Origin of the sequence: Bradyrhizobium sp., from assembly GCF_035701725.1 — a bacterium.
Taxonomy (GTDB): Bacteria; Pseudomonadota; Alphaproteobacteria; order Rhizobiales; family Xanthobacteraceae; genus Bradyrhizobium.
The window spans coordinates 1-17,011 of record NZ_DASSRP010000143.1 but is presented as its reverse complement, the minus strand read 5'-3'; the positions used below and the strand labels follow the sequence as shown (position 1 = coordinate 17,011).

Here is a 17,011-nt window from a genome sequence, read left to right as displayed (position 1 = left end):
CACTGCCGCTCAGTTAGGGACAATCGGCGGCAATCGCAAGGAAATCGGAGGCTTTCAGGCTCGCCCCCCCGATCAGGGCGCCGTTGACGTTGGCCACTCCCAACAGTTCCCGCGCATTCGACGGCTTGACCGAGCCGCCGTCGAGGATGCGCATCCCGACTCCCTCGTCCTTGAACCGGGCGCTCAGGGTCTGGCGGATAAACTGATGAATTTGCTCGACATCTTTGGCCGTCGGCGTCAGGCCGGTGCCGATCGCCCAGATCGGCTCGTAGGCGACGACCAGATTGCCGGCACGCGCCCCCTCGGGAAGCGATCCCTGCAGCTGGCTGCGGCAGATATCGAGCGTCTGGGCGGCATCGCGCTGGGTTTGGGTTTCCCCAATACAGACAATCGCGGTCAGGCCGGCCCGCCAGGCCGCCTCGGCCTTTTGCCGAACCAGATGATCGCTTTCGCCGTGATCGGCGCGCCGCTCCGAATGGCCCACAATAACCGCGCTGGCGCCAGCATCGGCCAGCATTTCGGCGGAGATGTCGCCGGTATGGGCGCCTGACGGCTTGGGGTGGCAATCCTGGCCGCCGATCGCCACGCTTTTTGAGCCGGATGCCTTCGCGGCAAAAGCCGCGATCAACGTGGCTGGCGGACAGACCAGAAGGTCAGCCTTCCCCGTCACGCCGGGGGCCCCCGCGATCATGGCCTCGAACTCGCTCATCGAGGCGCGAAGCCCGTTCATTTTCCAATTGCCGGCGATCAGCGGCCGAAGGGTCGAGCTCATATCCAGAAAGTTCCTTTGAAGCACGAACGGTCAGCCCATCGCTAGCAGAGGCCGGCAAACTCGGCCAGATCGGGCCAAACGGCAGGTCCCCTTGCCGTTAACTCTTTCAGTTGGCGCGCCGCCGTTATTGCGGGTAAAAGGCCGCCACTTTATGATGCGTTATCAATCCGGTGGCGCCCGTTTGCGGACTTCGAGAACGAATTCCCGCGGGTACCGGCCGGTTCCCTCCTGCCAACAAGTTGGACCCCATGCTTCGAGGAATGCGTAAAGCCTCATCAAACTGGCTCGGCAAAATTATCATGGCCACGGTGATGGGCGTGCTGATCATCAGTTTCGGCATTTGGGGTATCGCGGATATCTTCAGGGGCTTTGGCCAGTCCAGCCTTGCCAAGATCGGACGCACGGAGATTTCGACCGATCAATTCCGTCAGATCTACATGGACCGGTTGCAACAGATCGGACGCCAGTACGGCCGTCCGCTGACATCAGAGCAGGCCCGCGCGCTCGGTTTTGACCGCCAGGTGTTGCAACAGACGATCGCGGAAGCTGCCCTTGACGAGGAAGCGCGGCGGCTCGGGCTTGGACTGTCGACCGAGGACACGCTGAAGACAATCTTCAGCGATCCGAATTTCAGGGGCGTCAACGGCCAATTCGATCCGCAACGCTTCCAGGGCCTGATCCGCCAGATGGGTTACAGTGAGCAGCGGTTCATCGCCGAGCAACGGCGCATCCTGCTGCGCCGTCAGATCGCGGGTTCGATTGCCGCGGCTATGGAGCCTCCGAAAGTACAGTTGGAGGCGCTGGCGCGCTTCCAGACCGAGCAGCGCTCGATCGAATACGTCAAACTCGGCGCGGCCCAGGCCGGAACCATCGACTCGCCCTCGCCGGAGGCGCTGGCGGCCTATTTCGAAGATCACAAGGCGCTGTTCCGCGCGCCGGAGTATCGCAAGATTTCCTTTGTTATGGTGACGCCCGAAGAAATCGGAAAATGGACCGAGGTCTCCGACGAAGACGCCAAGAAGGCGTTCGAGCTGCGCCGCGACAAGCTGGGGACGCCCGAGCGCCGGGAGATCCAGCAAATCACGTTCCCGAACGCCGACGAAGCCACGGCCGCCCGCAAGCAGATCGCATCAGGTACCTCGTTCGAAGACATCGCCAAGCAACGCGGCCTCAATCAGACCGACGTCGATCTCGGCCTGATCACCAAATCGGCGATCGCCGACCCGGCAATCGCCGATGCTGCGTTCTCGCTGCCCTCAGGTGAAGTCAGTCAGCCCGCGCAGGGACGGTTCGGCTATGCACTCATCAAGGTTGGCAAGATCGAGCCCGGCGTCACTGCGACCTATGAAGGTTCTGCCCAGCAGATCAAGCGCGACATCGCCAACGAGCGCGCGCGCACCAAGGTTGGTGAACTCCGCGACAAGATGGAAGACGAGCGCGGCGGCGGTGCGAGTGTAGTCGAGGCGGCGCAGAAGCTTGGGCTTTCAGCCGTAACCATCGACGCGGTTGACCGTTCGGGCCGCATGCCCAATGGCCAGCCCGCATCTAATATTCCCCGCGGGCTCGACGTAGTGACCCAGGCCTTTAACAGCGACGTCGGCGTCGACAACGACCCGATTTCGTTCAACGGCGGCTATGTCTGGTACGACGTGCTCGGCATCACCCCCTCGCGCGAGCGCAAGCTCGACGAGGTCAAGGATCAGGTCGAGGCGCGCTGGCGCGCGGAGCAGATTTCCGGCCGGTTGCGCAGCAAGGCTCTCGACATGGTCCAGAAGCTCAATTCTGGCGCCAAGCTCGCGGATGAGGCTGCGTCGGCAGGCCTTGCCGTCGAAACCGCAAGCGGCTTCAACCGCGCCGCCACCCTGCCCGGCCTCAACGCGGGCGTAGTTGCAGCGGTGTTCGGCACCGCCAAGGATGCCGCCGGCCAGACGCCCGATGTCGCAACCAACGGCTGGATCGTTTTCCGCGTTACGGATATCACCGTGCCGCCGGTCGATCTTTCCTCTGATGCGATGAAGCGGCTGAAGGACAACGTTCAACGAGCCGAGACCGATGAGCAGATCGCTCAGTACGTCACCAAACTGGAATCGACGATCGGAACCAGCGTCAATGAAACCGCTTTTGCGCAGGTGACCGGCGCGAACAACAACTGAGCGTGCTTGGCCGAAAGCGTGTGATGGACGATCTCAAATCAATCATTGCCAAAGTAGCGACAGGCGCCACACTTTCGCGCGAAGAGGCCGCCTCCGCCTTCGACCGGATGATGTCCGGTGAAGCCACGCCGTCGCAGCTCGGAGGGCTGTTGATGGCGCTGCGCGTCCGCGGCGAGACCATCGACGAAATCACCGGCGCGGTGACGGCGATGCGCGCCAAGATGCTGAAGGTCAAGGCGCCGCCCAATGCGATCGACGTCGTCGGCACCGGCGGCGACGGCTCGGGTTCGGTGAATGTGTCGACCTGCGCGGCGTTCATCGTCGCGGGCGCCGGCGTGCCGGTCGCCAAACACGGCAATCGCGCGCTGTCCTCGCGTTCGGGTGCGGCCGATGTGCTGGCCGCGCTCGGCGTGAAGATCGACCTGACGCCCGAACAGGTCAGTCGCTGCGTGACCGAGGCTGGCATCGGCTTCATGTTTGCGCCGGCGCACCATCCGGCCATGAAGAACGTCAACCCGACCCGTGTCGAGCTCGCCACGCGCACGATCTTCAATCTGTTGGGACCGCTCTCCAATCCCGCGGGGGTCAAGCGGCAAATGGTTGGCGTATTCTCCCGGCAATGGGTGCAGCCATTGGCCCAGGTTCTGAAAAACCTTGGCTCGGAATCGGTTTGGGTCGTCCACGGCTCCGACGGCCTTGACGAGATCACCCTCACCGGCCCGACTTTCGTCGCCGCGCTCGAAAACGGAGAAATCCGCTCGTTCGAAGTGTCGCCGGAAGACGTCGGCCTCAAACGCGTCGCGAGCGAAGCATTGAAGGGAGGCGATGCCGCCGCCAACGGCGTTGCCCTCAAAAGCGTCCTTGACCGCATGCCGAGCCCCTATCGCGATGTCGCGCTGCTCAATGCCGCGGCGGCGCTGGTGGTTGCCGGCCGCGCCAAGGATCTGAAGGAAGGCTTGGCGATGGGCATCAAATCGATCGACGAGGGTGCGGCGGCCGAACGGCTGAAGCGCCTGATCGCGATCTCCAACAGCTAGGCGTGGCTCTTTCGATGGCTGACATCCTCAACCGCATCGAGACCTATAAGCGCGAGGAGATAGCGGCCGCCAAACGGGCGCTGCCGCTGGCCGAGCTGGAAGCGCGCGCCAAGGCTGCTCCCGCGCCGCGCGGCTTTGTCGCAGCCATCCGCGACAAGCTCTCGCATGGCGACTACGCGTTGATCGCCGAGATCAAGAAGGCATCGCCCTCCAAGGGGCTCATTCGGGCGGATTTCGATCCTCCCGCGCTGGCCAAGGCCTATGAGACCGGCGGCGCCGCGTGCCTCTCCGTCCTGACCGATGCGCCCTCGTTTCAGGGCCATCTCGATTTCCTTGTCGCAGCGCGTGGCGCGACCAGACTGCCGGTGTTGCGCAAGGATTTCATGTACGACGCCTATCAGGTGGCGGAGGCCCGTGCTTATGGCGCCGACTGCATCCTGATCATCATGGCCGCGCTGGAAGACAGCGCCGCGCGTGACATCGAGGCCGCGGCGCTCGCCTATGGCATGGACGTGCTCGTCGAAATCCATGACCGCGGCGAACTGGAACGCGCGCTGAAACTTCGCTCGCCGATGATCGGGGTCAACAATCGCAACCTGCGCACATTCGAGACCAGGCTCGAGACCAGCGAGGCATTGGCGCCGCTGATCCCGAAGGACCGCCTGATGGTCGGCGAGAGCGGCATCTTTACGCCCGCCGACCTGGCGCGGCTGGCGCGGGTGGGCATCTCGACTTTCCTCGTCGGCGAAAGCCTGATGCGGCAGACCGATGTTGCCGCAGCAACACGCGCGCTTCTCGCACACGACAAAAGCGCAAGCGCAACCCGGGTCAGCTAGAGCCAGGAACATGGCGCGACGGCCCTCCAAACCTGTCCTCACCCATATCGACGCCAAAGGCGAAGCGAGGATGGTGGACGTTTCGGCCAAGCCCGCCACCGAGCGTACGGCGATTGCCGAGGGGCGCGTCCTCATGAGCAAGGCGACCCTGGAGCTGATCACCTCAGGCAATGCCAAGAAAGGCGACGTGCTCGCGACCGCGCGGATCGCCGGCATCATGGCGGCCAAACGTACCTCCGAGCTAATTCCGCTGTGCCACCCGCTCGCTCTGTCGAAAGTGACGATCGACATTTCGCCGGACCAGACGCTACCCGGCTGCGTCGTTCAGTCCACCGTCAAGGTGACCGGTCCGACCGGGGTCGAGATGGAGGCGCTGACTGCGGTCTCGGTCGCCTGCCTCACCATCTACGACATGATCAAGGCGGTCGAGCGCGGCGCACGCATCGAGGGTATTCACCTCGTCGAGAAATCGGGCGGAAAATCCGGACATTACCGCGCCGAGAACTGAAGGCTGCTATTTCAGCGACGTATTGATCGCGGCGAATTTCGTGGCAAGTTTGGCCCCAAGCCCGTTGACGGCGGGAATCATCGCAAGCGCGATGCCCGCGGCGATCAATCCATATTCGATTGCGGTCGCGCCGGACTCGTCGGCGAGAAAAGTCTTCAATATCTTGATCATCAGAGCAGCCCTTTCCAAATCGCTGTGCGCAAAGGGTCTCGCAAGGCACGTGCCAGACGCCGCACAAGGTCCGTCAGCGCCTTAGATGGTTAAGCGAACCTGTGCGCGAGGAGATCGGGCAAATCATGCCGCGCATGCGGATCGGCCATCGGCAAATACTGCCTTTGCCGAAAATCGAACCTGCCGCGTTCATCGGCCGTTAACTCCAATTACTAACCTCACTTCCATACCGCTGCTGTATCAATCGCGGGCCGGCTTGGGGAATTGGCCGGCATTCGCATGTGGTGGCGATCGCGATGACGGCAGACGGCAGCAGCTCCTTCGACATGAAGGCCTTTTTCGCCAGCGGACCGATCCGCTGGCTGATTGGCGGCGGCGTGTTCCTGATCGCGGCGATTGCAATCGGCACTGTCATCATGATCGACAATTTCCGCGAGCGCGCGCTGAGCGGCAACGAGCGCGAGCTCGAAAATACCGTGCGGCTCATCACCCGCCACTTCGACCAACAGATCGAGGACTTGACCCTCGTGCTGAAGGACATCGCAACCCGCATCCACGCCAGCGGCATAAGCTCTGAAACCCTGAGAGGGCAACTCTCGACCCTGGAATGGCACGAGGAGCTCCGTACCAAGGTCAGCGCTTATTCGGATGCAGCCGGCATCAGCGTGTTCGACGCCGATGGCGTGCTGATCAATTCGTCAGAGGTCTGGCCGGTACCGGAGGTCACGATCTCCGACCGCAGCTACTTCAAGATTCTCAAATCCGGCGGCGAGTCCACGCCCATCCAGGTCGAACTCGTCCGCGGTCGCGTTTTCTCCGGGGGATGGGCCACCATCGTCGCGCAACGGCTGACTGGCCGGAACGGCGAATTCCTCGGGGTCATCGCACGCTCGATTGCTCCGGCGACAGTGGAGAAGTACTTTGCCTCCGTCGTCCTGCGGGACGGCGCCGCGATCTCGATGTACCGGCGCGACGGCATTCTAATGGCGCGCTACCCGCACGTCGAACACATGATCGGCTCCAACATCCGCTCGTCCAACGTTTACGCCTACATGTCGCTGGCGACCGGCGGCAATTTGCGCTTGACCAGCCCGATCGACGGCCAAAAGCGGATAGCGTCGGTCAACTCGCTGCAGCGCTATCCGATTTCGATCGCCGCGAGCATGACGGTCGATGCGGCGCTGGCGGATTGGCGGACGCAAACCCTGTTTCTGGTCCTCGTCGCGATCCTGTCCGCGATCGTCATCGCGGCCATGCTGTTTCTCTTTGTTCGCAAATTGCTCCAGCAACACCAGACAGAGAAGCAGCGGCTCGACACGGCTATCAACAACATGTCGCAAGGCCTGTTGCTCTACGATTCCTCCGAACGTCTCGTGGTCTGCAACGAGCGCTATATTTCCATGTACGGCTTGTCGGCCGACGTGGTGAAACCCGGCCTCAGCTTTCGCGATCTGCTGCTGTACCGCAAGAAGATCGGGTCGTTCAAAGGCGACGTCGAGGCTTTCATTACCAACGTTCGCCGCAACGTCGCCATCGGCAAGACGACCCGCAACACGATCGAGACCGGCGAAGGACGCCAGATCCAGATCCTCAATCAACCGCTGAAGGACGGCTGGCTCGCCACCCATGACGACGTGACCGAGCGCATGCGCGCCGAAGCGCAGATCCGCCATCTGGCGCACTACGACGCACTCACCGACCTGCCCAACCGCGCGTTGTTTCACGAACGGCTTCGGCAGGAGCTCGCTCAAGCCAGCGATACGCATCAACTGGCGGTGCTGTATATCGACATCGACGAATTCAAGAGCGTCAACGACTCTCTCGGCCACATGATCGGCGACGAGCTGCTGAAGTCGGTCGCCGGGCGCCTCGGGTCCTGCGTCGCCGCCGGCGATTTCGTCGCGCGGCTCGGCGGCGATGAGTTTGCCATCGTCAAGATCGGCGTGAACGGTCCGGACGAGGTCGCCGAGCTGGCGATGCGGGCGCTGGAAGCGATCCGCGCCCCCTACGACTGTCAGGGCCATCAGCTGACGTCCGATGCCAGCATCGGCATCGCGCTTGCCCCACGCGACGGGACTGGTCTCGATCAGATCCTGAAGAACGCCGATCTGGCGATGTACGCCGCCAAATCGGCCGGGCGGCGCACCTGGCGCTTCTTCGAACCCGCGATGGACGCGCAGGTCAGGGCGCGCCGGCAGCTCGACATCGATTTGCGCAAGGCCATCGCCGACCAGGCGCTCGAAATCTACTACCAGCCCTGCCTCAGCCTTCAGAGCGACCGCATTACAGGCTGCGAAGCGCTGGTACGCTGGCGTCATCCTGAGCGCGGCATGGTCTCACCTGCTGAGTTCATCCCAATCGCCGAGGAAAACGGCTTGATCAACGAGCTCGGCGAATGGGTCCTGGCCAAGGCATGCCTCGAGGCCGCGACGTGGCCCGATGGGGTCAATCTTGCCGTCAACGTCTCGCCGGTTCAATTCAAGAGCGGGACGCTGGCTTTGAAGATTATTTCGGCCCTCGCCGCTTCCGGGCTACCGGCACACCGGCTGGAACTCGAGATCACCGAGGCCGTCCTGATCCGCGACGACGAGGTCGCGCTTGATGTTCTGCATGAGCTTCGTGCCATCGGCGTACGAATTGCGCTCGACGACTTCGGCACCGGATATTCGTCGCTCAGCTATTTGCAGCGCTTCCCCTTCGACAAGATCAAGATCGACCGCTGCTTCGTCAACGACCTTGCCGAAGCGGGCGGCTCTTCAATCGTGCAGGCCGTCGTCAACATCGCCGCCGCCCGGCAAATGACGACCACGGCGGAAGGGGTCGAAACCGAACGTCAGCAGCAGGTGCTGCGCTCGCTCGGCTGCACCGAAATGCAGGGCTATCTCTTCAGCGCACCAAAGCCTGCCGAAGCACTGCGAAAGATCCTGTTTGGCCATCACGCCAGGCCGATCGCAGCCGCCTGAGGCGTCTGCTCCCTGATCTAGTTCGGTACCGTCGCCTTCGAGGATGCCGCGGCCGGGCCGCCGGCATTGGTGGTGACGCCACGCAGCAGGTTGTAGGCAGCCGCAAGCGCCTTGTCGTCCTTCTCCTCAGGCGGAACATAGGATTGCGAGCCGGTTTGTTCGGCGCCCTCGGCGGAGAGATGCCCGCGCATCGAGGCCTCGCCCTTCATCTCACCGCGTCCTTTCAGCTCGTCCGGTACATCCTGCAATATTTCGATGTCGGGCAGGATGCCCTGCGCCTGGATCGATCGGCCGGATGGCGTGAAATACCGCGCCGTCGTCAGCGCCAGCGCGCCATGGCCTCCGCCCAGCGGGATGATGGTCTGGACAGAGCCCTTGCCGAATGAGCGGGTGCCGATCAGCGTGGCCCGCTTGTGGTCATGCAGCGCGCCGGCAACGATCTCGGAGGCCGAGGCCGAACCTCCGTTGATAAGAACGACGATCGGTTTGCCCTTGGTGAGATCGCCGCCATGGGCGGAAAAGCGCTGGGTTTCCTCGGGCCGGCGGCCTCGGGTCGAAACGACCTCGCCCCGAGCCATGAACGCGCTCGACACCGACACGGCCTGATCCAGCAGGCCGCCGGGATTGTTGCGCAAATCGAGCACGTAACCCGCCAGATTTTGCGACGGAATCTGCTTTGCGATGTCAGCGATCGCCTTCTTCAGCTCGTCGCCGGTCTGTTCGCTGAACGAGGAGATCCGGATGTAGCCGATGTCGCTGCCATTGGTGCGGTAGCTGACCGGCTTCACGTGGATGATCTCGCGCGTGAGCGTCACGTAGATCGGATTGTCGTTACCTTTGCGCAGAATCGTCAGCTTGGTCTTGGTATCGACGGCGCCCTTCATCTTGCTGACAGCCTGCTCGAGCGTAAGCCCCTGCACGTTGTCGTCATCGATCTGGGAAATAAAATCGCCGGAGAGAATTCCAGCCTTCGCGGCCGGCGTTCCGTCCATTGGGGTCACGACCTTGACCAGGCCGTCTTCCATCGTGACTTCGATGCCGAGCCCGCCGAATTCGCCGCTCGTGGTCTCCTGCATTTCGTGCCAGGAGTCGTTGTTCATGTAACGCGAGTGCGGATCGAGCGAGGTGATCATGCCATTGATCGCACCCTCGATCAGCTGGGAATCGTCCGGCTTCTCGACATAGTCGGCCCTCACACGCTCGAACACGTCGCCGAAAAGGTTGAGCTGCGAGTAGATGTCGCCCTCCACCTTGGCCTTGGCGACGGCAACCAGATGCGTGCCCTGCGGTCCGCTGAGCGCGAGGGTAAGGCAGATGCCCGTGACCGTACCGAGCAGAAACAGGGAGTTCTTTCGCATGTGGCGGGCCTTATGGTTGGTCGGTCGACCCAGCTGGGCCGCCTCGACCGTCGTTTGGTTGTCCGTTCAGACCGGTCGTTCACGACGGTATTCCGGCATCATTAAGGCCGCTTTGAGAGCACCGGGGCACCACCCCAGTCTCATTGCCGCCTTATCGCCATGTCCGCCTCAGCACCACTTCGGCCATAGCGGGCGGTACTATAGGCGTTTCGCCCATGGCAAAGAACCGGAAATCCCTTACCTGTCCAATTTGTAATTGCATACCGATAACCGGCAACGCCGAGGGAACGACTCTCCTGCTCACGGTTGTTTGGAGTCCATCAGCACGAACAGAATCCGGCAAGTCTCAGTTCCGTGATTGACCCAGGCGTGATTGGTCGCCTGCTGGACGATCGTATCGCCGGACCGCAGGTGCACGATGGACTCGTCGAGCACCATGTCGATCTCGCCCGACAGCACAACCGCGTAGTCCACGCTGCGCGTCCGGTGCATCAGCGGATGTATGACCGGCCGGCCCCTCGCAGGCGCAACCGGGCCCACCGCCTTCATCAGCGCGCCGGGTTCCATCTTGGCTTCGGTGGCGGCGTCGAGCGGCGGAAACTCAACGACGCGGAATTTGGTGCCGTTATCCAGCGGCGAAATGCCGACCGGAATGGAAGCCGTATCGTCCTTGAAAGAAAATCCGAGCGGGTAAGAATTGGTGACCCACAAATTGGTGGCCTTCAGCCCCAGGGGCCCCGCTTGCAGCGGCATCTGGCTGTCAAACAATACGACGGCCTTGTTGTCGGCGTCGAGCCCGGTGACGACGCGCCGGATCTCGGAAGCGTCGGCGGCCGACCCCACCATGCATGCGACGGCAATCAGTCGGATCATACGAAGCATATAGACTTCCTCCCCGCGAATGAGCTGATCTGACGTCAGCATCGGCCACGAGGATGGCAGTGCCCGTGCGCGGCGGTCAACACGGCTGAAAAGCAGAGCTGACGTGAGGTCCGGGGTCGCCACAAGGCTTACCTGCCCCGGCGCAATGGGTTATGGATAATCACAGCGCAGGGCACTTCTCAAAGAGCCCGCTGCGCCCTCAACCGGAAACAATCCGGGGCAATCTCGGGGAGGATCATCACATGCTCAAGTCGATTTCCATGGCTGCCGCCATGCTCACGATTTCGACCGTCGGCGTCTTGTTGCCGGCGGCAGGCCAGCGCGCCCAAGCACAGTCGGCCGGAATGTTCGTCAACGCCGTTGATCTCGATATCGTGCCGGCCGAACGCGACAGCTTCCTTGCGGCAATCAAGGAGAATGGTGCGGCCGCGGCCCAGGAGCCGGGCTGCAAGCGGTTCGACATCGTCAACCTCAACAGCGACCCCAACCACTTCTTCCTCTACGAGGTCTATGACAACGAGGCCGCGTTCAAGGCGCATCGCGAGACCGACCATTTCAAGAAGTACATGGCGACGACCGGCAAGATGGTCGCCAAGCGTGAGGCTCGGCAGATGTCGGTGGTTGCAGGTAACGCCAAGTGAATGACAGTGAGGGATGAGGCCAGCCCGCGCGATCGCCGGCTGGCCCATCCACGACAGGAAGACCGTCGGACCGTACAAGGAGAAGAAACATGAACGAGGTCACCCGTATCCCGACAAGCACTGAACTTGGCGCGAGCGCCGAGCCGTTCCAGAACATTCATGAGTTCGTGAACAAGGCGCGCGCCAACCTCAATCAGAATGCCTGGGACTACATTATCGGCGCGTCCGAGACCGAAACTACAATGCGCCGCAACCGCATGGCGCTCGATGAAATCGCGTTCAGGCCGCGCGTGTTGCGCAATGTCGCCCGCATCGATGCCACGACCGAGGTTTTTGGCCGCAAGTTGCGCCTGCCGGTCATGATGGCGCCGGTCGGCGCACTCGAGATTTTCGATCCCCAGGGCGCGGCCGCCAGTGTCAGCCGCGGGGTCGGCCGGTTTGGCGCTGCCCATATGTTGAGTTCGGTCTCCGAGCCCGGCCTCGAGAAAGTCGCCGAAGCGGCGCCGGATGCGCTGCGGATCTATCAGCTTTATGTGCGGGGTGATGACGCCTTCGTCGAAGACCGCGTCAGCCGTGCGATCGCGAGCGGCTACACCGCCTTCTGCCTCACGGTCGATACCGCCCATTATAGCCGCCGCGAACGCGACATCGCCAAGCGCTATGTCCGCGAAAGCCGCCTGCGCGCCACCGGCGGCGATTTCCAGAAGGGCCTCGACTGGCGTACGGTCAAGCTCATCAAGGACAAGTACAGAATTCCGCTGATCATCAAGGGCATCGCCACCGCGGAAGATGCGGCGATCGCGCTCGATCACGGCGTGGAATGGATTTATGTTTCAAATCATGGTGGACGTCAGCTCGATCACGGCCGCGGTTCCATGCATGTATTGCCGGAGATCGTCGCCGCCGTCGCCGGGCGCGCGAAGATCATGGTGGATGGCTCGTTCTGCCGCGGCACCGACATCGTCAAGGCGATGATCCTGGGCGCCGACCTCGTCGGTATCGGCCGCTTGCAATGCTGGGCTCTGGCGGCCGCCGGCGAGACTGGCATTGTGAGGCTGCTCGAACTGCTCGAAGACGAGGTGGTCCGCACCCTCGGCCTGCTCGGCGTCACCAGATTTGCCGAACTCGACAAGTCTTACCTGCATCAGGCCGCGCCGACCAACCTGCCAAGCGTCTTCAGCGCGTTCCCGCTTCTGGATATCCAGCCTTATCGGTATTAAGACCTGATGTCAGCGCCGCCTCGCTTGTGTCGGACGGCTTCGCACGCGCAACGTTCCGCGCGACCTAACGTCGGATTTTTCCGGCGCACTGCAGCGCGCCGCCTTGGAATCAGAAATTGAATGACTGACGTGCCATCACCGCACCTGGAAGCCGACGCACTGCTGTTCGATCTTGGCCGCGTGGTGCTTGATATCGATTTCAGCCGGACGCTCGATCATTGGGCCCGCCATTCGGATTGCGAGCCGGTGCTGCTCGGGCAACGCTTCGTGCGCGATGAATTGTACCACCGGCACGAGAAGGGCGAGATCAGCGATCAGGCCTTCTTTGCCGGCCTGCGTTCGTCGCTTGGCATCGCGCTCACCGACGCACAGTTCGTCGAAGGCTGGAACGCGATCTTTGTCGGCGAAATGCCCGGCATCGATCAACTCCTCCTGCGCGCGGCAAAGCGCCTGCCGCTTTACGCATTTTCCAACACCAATGCCGCCCACGTGGCCCATTTCTCGGACCGATACGCGAAAGTGCTTGGTCATTTCCGCGAGGTCTTCGTGTCCTCCACGATCGGGCTTCGAAAACCGGATGCGGCGGCCTATGATCACGTCGTGAAGGCCATCGGGGTGCCGGCAGAGCGCATTGTGTTCTTCGACGATCTCGACGAAAACATCAGGGGTGCCCGCGAGCGCGGTCTCAAAGCGGTTCGCGTCACATCGCCTGACGACATCGAAACAGCGCTTCAAGCGCTCGGAATTTAGGAAGAGCAGTTTGTACCCAACCATTCTCGGAGTCTTGTCGTGGCCCTGATGCCGGTCGCCGATGCGCTGGCCGCCGTTCTTTCGGGCGCGCAAGCGCTGCCCGAGGAGATGGTCACGCTCGACCTGGCCTATAAGCGCATCCTGGCGCGCGACCTTGCAGCGCTCCGCACCCAGCCCCCAGCGCCGATGTCGGCCATGGACGGCTATGCGGTTCGCGCTGCGGATGTCAGTCAGGCGGGCGTCCGCCTCAAGGTCACCGGCGAGATCGCAGCGGGGCGGCCCTTCAATGGGAGCGTGGGTCCCGGCGAGGCCGTGCGCATCTTCACCGGCGGGGTGATCCCTCAGGGAGCCGATGCCGTCGTCATTCAGGAAGATACCTCGATCGAGGGCGACGGGATTCGAATCACCGAAGCCGCAGTCCTGGGCCGTCATATCCGCCGCGCCGGCGTCGACTTTCGCGAGGGCGACGTCCTGCTCAAAGCCGGAAAGGAGCTTTCGGACCGCGATCTGTCGCTTGCAGCAGCGATGAACTACCCGCACGTGCCGGTCCATCGAAAGCCCCAGGTCGCCTTGCTGGCGACCGGCGACGAACTGGTGATGCCCGGCGAGACGCCCGGGCCCGGCCAGATCGTCTATTCCAATGGCTATGCGCTGCGGGCCCTTGCCCGTGCGGAAGGGGCCGAAGTCGTCGACCTCGGCATTGCCGCCGACACGCTCGAGGCGACGCAAAACGGAATCCGCCGGGCGCGCGACTGCGGCGCGGATATCCTGATCACCACCGGCGGGGCCTCGGTCGGCGACCACGACCTTGTCAAGGCAGCGCTCGATGCCGAACGCGTCGCGATGGCGTTCTGGCGTATCGCGATGCGCCCCGGCAAACCACTGATGCACGGTCGTCTCGGCGACATGCGGGTGATCGGCCTGCCCGGCAATCCCGTGTCGTCCTATGTGTGCGCCTTCCTGTTTCTCGTGCCGTTGATTCGCAAACTTTGCGGCCGATTAGCCGTCAATCACGCGACTGAATCGGCTCTGTTGGGTCATGCTGTAGCCGCCAACGATCAACGCGAGGATTACTTGCGGGCACGCCTTGCGACCCGTGATGACGGCGCGCTGATCGCAACGCCGGTCAGTCAGCAGGACAGTTCGCTGCTGGGGAATCTCGCTGCAGCACAGGCACTTCTGATACGTCGGCCGTTTGCACCTGCGGCTGATGCAGGTGCCATTTGCGAGATCCTGAAGCTCCCCGCGTGAGCAGGTTCGAGTCCTTAACGTCGGCTCGGTCGCGTTGACGAAAAATTAAGTGGTTGCGGAACACATATGGAACAGATAGTGTTCGTTCATGATTTGTTTCTAAGCTTTGGCAATGATCTTCGGGAGTGGGGGTACTCCCAACGAATCTCAAGGCCAGACGCCTCGGAAACTGGACGACAGCAACCCTGGGGACATGTCGAGATGCTGACGCGCAAACAATACGAACTTCTGCGGTTCATCAGTGAACGGCTGAAGGAGTCGGGCGTGCCGCCCTCCTTCGACGAAATGAAGGACGCCCTCGACCTGCGCTCGAAGTCCGGCATTCACCGGCTCATCACCGCTCTCGAGGAGCGCGGCTTCATTCGCCGCCTCCCCAACCGCGCGCGCGCGATCGAGGTCATCAAGCTTCCCGAACTGGCCACCGCCGGTGGCGGCAGCCGGCGGGGCTTCACGCCGAGCGTCATCGAAGGCACGCTCGGAAAGGTCCGCGGCGGCAGCGCAGCCGCGCCGGACGACGACGAACGTCCCGTCGCAGTGCCGGTCATGGGCCGCATCGCTGCCGGCACGCCGATCGAGGCGTTGCAGACGCGCAGCCACACCATCAGCGTACCGCCGGACATGCTCGGCGCCGGCGAGCACTACGCGCTCGAAGTACGCGGCGACTCGATGGTAGAGGCAGGGATCCTCGATGGCGACATGGCGCTGATCCAGCGCAACGAAACCGCCGATACCGGCGACATCGTGGTCGCCCTGATCGACGATGAGGAAGCCACATTGAAGCGCTTCCGCCGCCGCGGCGCTTCGATTGCACTTGAGCCGGCCAACGCGTCCTATGAGGTTCGCATCCTGCCGCCCAACCGGGTCAAGATTCAGGGCAAGCTGATCGGGCTCTACCGGAAATATTGAAGGCGACGGCGTCGCCTTCAGCACGCCGACTTCACCACATCCACTCTTGATCGACTCTTGGCGATTCCTGAGGAACCAAAAAGTTCCTTGGAACGCGTTGCGATCGCAAAACAAATTTGTGATCCGAGCTTGGCAAGGTAGCCGCAGAATTGCCGCCAAGCAGCAACACAGTTGCAGACTAATGTTCATCCAGATGGAGGCTTGCGCCTCTTTTCGATGGAGCGGCGCGGCCGGCTGTCTCAAGCGAGGAGCCAACCGATGTGTGACTATAGTCTGCATGCTGTCGCCACGCGGCCTGCCAAAGCGGGCGAAACGCTAATCACCACGACTTTCCGCGGTACGTCCACCAAGGGCTTTGCCTCGGAGGCCGAACCCGAGGTCGCGGTCTGCCTGCTGCCGGGGACCGAGCTCGCCTTTGCCGATAACGTCAAATACGACAGCCGCTGGTTCTGGACGCGCAAGTCGGCGTTTCGGGTCGGCAAGCTCGGCGAGATCGATCGGCACCTTCCCGATCGCCACCATGATACGATAGAGTTTCCCGACGGCAGCCACGTGCTGGTGACGTTGCTCCGGGAAGGCCAGCGCGCAACCGTGCTACAACTGCCGGCTGTCAAGCAGGCGGTCCCTCGCCCGGTCCTGGTCGGTGCACCCCAGCCGCGGCCGCTGACGACGGGCTGAAGTCGAACGGACGGATCAGCCAGTTTGTTTAGTGCGTCATGAGTTCCTCGAACGACCTTCGCGCCAGGGAATTGAACCGGCTGAAGCTGGCCCTGGCGACGTTCGCGCTGCATCTGGATGCGTTCGAGGAGCGAACGCACGGCATGCTGCGTTCGATGGGCCGCTCGCAAGATGGCAGCATGCCCGTTGGCGCGCCCAGGAAAGGAGACTCTCTTGTCCGTCAATAAGGTCACCTGGCAACAGGTCGGGCACGTCACCGAACCTGGCCGCTACATGTTCCGCTTCGGATGGCTGACGATCATGCCCGACGATCTGGCAATCTGGGCACAGTTTCCGGACGCGAGCTTCACGCTGGTACAGACGTCGGCGCCGCCGGCGGCCTCTGATGCCGAGGCGACCGGGGCGGCGGCAGTGGAAGGCGACGAATTCCACCTCGGCGCATTCGAGCTGCACACCAACGACGATTTCCACCGAGAATACGCGGCAGCCTGACGCAGAAAGTCAGTCGTCGCTCTGGCGGTCCGTCTCCGGCGGGGTCGCGTCCGCCGGCCGGGGGGCACCCGCAGCCGCAAACTCCCCGTCAGCGCCGGCGTCGTCCGCGGCTGGCGCCCACGGCCGGCCGCCGCCTGTCAGCTTCTCCGCATCGATGATAAGTCAGGCACCTCATCCTAAGTCAGCCGCCTCATCCATTGTGCGAGCCGTTACCTGGACATTTAGAAGGTAGCGTCAGCCTCATCGAGTTTTTGGCGGAGAAACGATTCAGCCAATTCAGCGACGCCAAGAAGATTCGACGACTTTAGTTCTTGCCCCAGATGCTTCTTCGGTACGTCATAGGTGATGCCTCTATTCCGGACAGGGACAAGATGGATCTCGCCTGGAGTCACG

At 62.6% G+C, this 17,011-nt stretch carries 16 protein-coding genes; 12 read left to right on the top strand and 4 right to left on the bottom strand.

Annotated features, from left to right (window positions below; translation table 11 throughout):
• Positions 1 to 13: 13 nt before the first annotated feature.
• The gene (gene tpiA, locus VFL62_RS08375) at positions 14 to 772 is read right to left on the bottom strand and encodes a triose-phosphate isomerase (RefSeq protein WP_325171902.1); all 759 of its coding nucleotides are present in this window, start codon (positions 770 to 772) and stop codon (positions 14 to 16) included.
• Between the two features lie 248 nt (positions 773 to 1,020).
• Here tpiA and VFL62_RS08370 point away from each other — a divergent pair, with 248 nt between their 5' ends.
• The 4 genes from VFL62_RS08370 to moaC are packed head-to-tail and all read left to right on the top strand — an operon-like array spanning position 1,021 to position 5,306.
• Positions 1,021 to 2,925: a peptidylprolyl isomerase gene (locus VFL62_RS08370; protein ID WP_325171901.1), complete on the top strand. Its 1,905-nt coding sequence runs from the start codon at positions 1,021 to 1,023 to the stop codon at positions 2,923 to 2,925.
• A 23-nt stretch (positions 2,926 to 2,948) separates the two neighbouring features.
• The gene (gene trpD / locus VFL62_RS08365; protein ID WP_325171900.1) at positions 2,949 to 3,962 is read left to right on the top strand and encodes an anthranilate phosphoribosyltransferase; all 1,014 of its coding nucleotides are present in this window, start codon (positions 2,949 to 2,951) and stop codon (positions 3,960 to 3,962) included.
• Positions 3,963 to 3,976: 14 nt separating this feature from the next.
• Entirely contained in the window at positions 3,977 to 4,798 is an 822-nt protein-coding gene (gene trpC / locus VFL62_RS08360; protein ID WP_325171899.1) for an indole-3-glycerol phosphate synthase TrpC, read from the top strand.
• Positions 4,799 to 4,808: 10 nt separating this feature from the next.
• Positions 4,809 to 5,306 carry a cyclic pyranopterin monophosphate synthase MoaC gene (gene moaC / locus VFL62_RS08355; RefSeq protein ID WP_325171898.1) on the top strand — a complete coding sequence of 166 codons (498 nt, stop codon included), beginning with the start codon at positions 4,809 to 4,811 and terminating at the stop codon, positions 5,304 to 5,306.
• Between the two features lie 6 nt (positions 5,307 to 5,312).
• Here moaC and VFL62_RS08350 read toward each other — a convergent pair whose 3' ends face one another.
• Positions 5,313 to 5,477 carry a Flp family type IVb pilin gene (locus tag VFL62_RS08350; protein ID WP_325171897.1) on the bottom strand — a complete coding sequence of 55 codons (165 nt, stop codon included), beginning with the start codon at positions 5,475 to 5,477 and terminating at the stop codon, positions 5,313 to 5,315.
• Between the two features lie 296 nt (positions 5,478 to 5,773).
• On the opposite strand from VFL62_RS08350, the gene VFL62_RS08345 reads away from it, so the two are divergent.
• Complete coding sequence (locus tag VFL62_RS08345; protein ID WP_325171896.1) at positions 5,774 to 8,440, top strand: bifunctional diguanylate cyclase/phosphodiesterase; 2,667 nt, start codon at positions 5,774 to 5,776, stop codon at positions 8,438 to 8,440.
• Between the two features lie 17 nt (positions 8,441 to 8,457).
• Here VFL62_RS08345 and VFL62_RS08340 read toward each other — a convergent pair whose 3' ends face one another.
• Together VFL62_RS08340 and VFL62_RS08335 are read right to left on the bottom strand one after the other, a co-directional pair.
• On the bottom strand, positions 8,458 to 9,798 hold the full coding sequence (locus VFL62_RS08340) for a S41 family peptidase (protein ID WP_325171895.1): 1,341 nt from the start codon (positions 9,796 to 9,798) through the stop codon (positions 8,458 to 8,460).
• A 300-nt stretch (positions 9,799 to 10,098) separates the two neighbouring features.
• A complete protein-coding gene (locus VFL62_RS08335) occupies positions 10,099 to 10,680 on the bottom strand; it encodes a cupin domain-containing protein (RefSeq protein ID WP_325171894.1) in 582 nt (193 codons plus the stop codon).
• A 242-nt stretch (positions 10,681 to 10,922) separates the two neighbouring features.
• Between VFL62_RS08335 and VFL62_RS08330 the strand changes: the two genes are divergently transcribed.
• The 7 genes from VFL62_RS08330 (at position 10,923) to VFL62_RS08300 (ending at position 16,618) form a co-directional block, all read left to right on the top strand.
• A complete protein-coding gene (locus VFL62_RS08330; protein ID WP_325171893.1) occupies positions 10,923 to 11,321 on the top strand; it encodes a putative quinol monooxygenase in 399 nt (132 codons plus the stop codon).
• A gap of 89 nt (positions 11,322 to 11,410) precedes the next feature.
• Positions 11,411 to 12,541 (top strand): alpha-hydroxy acid oxidase, encoded by a 1,131-nt coding sequence (locus VFL62_RS08325; protein ID WP_325171892.1) that lies wholly within the window; start codon positions 11,411 to 11,413, stop codon positions 12,539 to 12,541.
• Positions 12,542 to 12,661: 120 nt separating this feature from the next.
• Entirely contained in the window at positions 12,662 to 13,291 is a 630-nt protein-coding gene (locus tag VFL62_RS08320) for an HAD-IA family hydrolase (protein WP_325171891.1), read from the top strand.
• A 39-nt stretch (positions 13,292 to 13,330) separates the two neighbouring features.
• Positions 13,331 to 14,542, top strand: a complete 1,212-nt coding sequence (gene glp / locus VFL62_RS08315; RefSeq protein WP_325171890.1) for a gephyrin-like molybdotransferase Glp — start codon at positions 13,331 to 13,333, stop codon at positions 14,540 to 14,542.
• Positions 14,543 to 14,743: 201 nt separating this feature from the next.
• A complete protein-coding gene (lexA, locus tag VFL62_RS08310) occupies positions 14,744 to 15,448 on the top strand; it encodes a transcriptional repressor LexA (RefSeq protein ID WP_325171889.1) in 705 nt (234 codons plus the stop codon).
• 258 nt (positions 15,449 to 15,706) lie between these two features.
• Positions 15,707 to 16,126: a hypothetical protein gene (locus tag VFL62_RS08305; RefSeq protein WP_325171888.1), complete on the top strand. Its 420-nt coding sequence runs from the start codon at positions 15,707 to 15,709 to the stop codon at positions 16,124 to 16,126.
• A 171-nt stretch (positions 16,127 to 16,297) separates the two neighbouring features.
• Positions 16,298 to 16,618 (top strand): hypothetical protein, encoded by a 321-nt coding sequence (locus VFL62_RS08300; RefSeq protein ID WP_325171887.1) that lies wholly within the window; start codon positions 16,298 to 16,300, stop codon positions 16,616 to 16,618.
• Positions 16,619 to 17,011 lie beyond the last annotated feature (393 nt).

Coding starts and splice junctions, on each gene's coding strand:
- tpiA (WP_325171902.1), bottom strand. CDS start 772: ATGAGCTCGACCCTTCGGCCGCTGATCGCCGGCAATTGGAAAATGAAC.
- VFL62_RS08335 (WP_325171894.1), bottom strand. CDS start 10,680: ATGCTTCGTATGATCCGACTGATTGCCGTCGCATGCATGGTGGGGTCG.
- VFL62_RS08340 (WP_325171895.1), bottom strand. CDS start 9,798: ATGCGAAAGAACTCCCTGTTTCTGCTCGGTACGGTCACGGGCATCTGC.
- VFL62_RS08320 (WP_325171891.1), top strand. CDS start 12,662: ATGACTGACGTGCCATCACCGCACCTGGAAGCCGACGCACTGCTGTTC.
- VFL62_RS08300 (WP_325171887.1), top strand. CDS start 16,298: ATGGCAGCATGCCCGTTGGCGCGCCCAGGAAAGGAGACTCTCTTGTCC.
- trpC (WP_325171899.1), top strand. CDS start 3,977: ATGGCTGACATCCTCAACCGCATCGAGACCTATAAGCGCGAGGAGATA.
- VFL62_RS08345 (WP_325171896.1), top strand. CDS start 5,774: ATGACGGCAGACGGCAGCAGCTCCTTCGACATGAAGGCCTTTTTCGCC.
- VFL62_RS08350 (WP_325171897.1), bottom strand. CDS start 5,477: ATGATCAAGATATTGAAGACTTTTCTCGCCGACGAGTCCGGCGCGACC.
- trpD (WP_325171900.1), top strand. CDS start 2,949: ATGGACGATCTCAAATCAATCATTGCCAAAGTAGCGACAGGCGCCACA.
- VFL62_RS08325 (WP_325171892.1), top strand. CDS start 11,411: ATGAACGAGGTCACCCGTATCCCGACAAGCACTGAACTTGGCGCGAGC.
- moaC (WP_325171898.1), top strand. CDS start 4,809: ATGGCGCGACGGCCCTCCAAACCTGTCCTCACCCATATCGACGCCAAA.
- VFL62_RS08370 (WP_325171901.1), top strand. CDS start 1,021: ATGCTTCGAGGAATGCGTAAAGCCTCATCAAACTGGCTCGGCAAAATT.
- lexA (WP_325171889.1), top strand. CDS start 14,744: ATGCTGACGCGCAAACAATACGAACTTCTGCGGTTCATCAGTGAACGG.
- VFL62_RS08330 (WP_325171893.1), top strand. CDS start 10,923: ATGCTCAAGTCGATTTCCATGGCTGCCGCCATGCTCACGATTTCGACC.
- VFL62_RS08305 (WP_325171888.1), top strand. CDS start 15,707: ATGTGTGACTATAGTCTGCATGCTGTCGCCACGCGGCCTGCCAAAGCG.